Genomic DNA, 1,302 nt, shown 5'->3' with positions numbered 1-1,302 from the left:
TAGCCCGATTATCGAGTTGTTTGGAACCTTCAACTTTCTCGTCGGTCCGATCCCGTTCTTCAAGCAAGTTCGCTTCCCATGCCCGGCGATCGACCATTTGTTCGACACGGTGCTTCTGCCCGTCAATCTCCTGTATGACGGTTTTCATGACGCGTTCCGTACCAGTGGATCGCAAATGAATTTCATCGCCGATATCAGCGCCGGCGCGATGCAACGCATCCGGTAATCCGACACCCCAGACCGTGCGATTGCCATTGGCAGTTTCAATAACAACGAACGGCGAAGGCTCGTTCTTTTCATTATCCTGATAGGGCTTCTCGCCTGTCTCGACAAGGATGCCCTGAACGCCCTCTTTATAGTCGACGGTCTTGGAGTGCGACGTTTCTGATTTAGCTGCACCCTGTTGCTCTCTATCGACCTTGCTCGACTGATCTGAACTTGCGGATTGCTCCTTGGGCCCGTGATCCGCTTCCAGCACCCTGCCCTTGAGCGGAACAATTTCGTTACGCAAATAGGATTGCTCGCGGCGTGCAAGATCTTGCCAATCCAGTTCGGTCGGCTGATAGCCCTTGACCGAAATTCCGTGCGCCTGGCCCTCCAGCCAAGTTTCACGGCGGAACTCCTTGCTCCCCGTTATCTCGATGCTCGTCCAGCCTCGATGCGCTGCTGTTTCGATCATCAATCGAACGCCCTGAGCATCGAACGATTTTGCGCGCAGCTTCTCTCCATTGTCCTGGAACACTTCGCGCTCACCCTTTGAATCGGCAAAGACTCGCTGCGTCCCACCGTGATCCTCACGAATATAATATCGGCTCGTGATTTCATTCGGGAATGAACGATCCATTTCGGCCTGATAAGATGCTGCCGCCGCTTTCTCCTCGTCATCCACGCTGGAATGAGGATCGTTCGCATTTTCAGCCGATGACCGACCCTGCTCTAATTCCGCGACAACATGCGCTGGCTTTGCAATTTCTGAATCGGGTTCGCGAGCGATCTGCATCGACGGGCTATCCTGCTCGCTTTCACGAGAAGTCGCTTCAGCGGTCATTCCACGCTGTTCCGTCAATTCCATATGCTCGCGCATTAGATTGACGTGCTCGCGCGTAAACTGCGCTACCTGATCCAGATCGGCTTTCTCCTCCGGTCCGAGATTGCGGCCAAGCCTGAACAAAGCTGTTTCAACTTCTTTCTCATATGCCTCAAAATCGCTTCTCGACATTTCGCGCACTTTATCACCCTCCAAAATGATGTTCTGCAACCTTACCAAATTGGCGTGGTAATGTGACCCGAAATCTGCATGAA

The 1,302-nt window shown here is 53.1% G+C and carries 1 protein-coding gene; it reads right to left on the bottom strand.

The genetic code is table 11. From position 1 onward, the window contains the following. The coding region (locus FGI60_RS26170; protein ID WP_328592682.1) for an LPD7 domain-containing protein at positions 1–1,302 on the bottom strand (1,302 nt) is incomplete at both ends.

It is taken from the genome of Brucella haematophila (genome assembly GCF_005938105.1).
GTDB classification, from domain to species: domain Bacteria; phylum Pseudomonadota; class Alphaproteobacteria; order Rhizobiales; family Rhizobiaceae; genus Brucella; species Brucella haematophila.
Note: the sequence above shows the minus strand (reverse complement) of the source record. Positions and strands in the feature narration are given on the sequence as shown.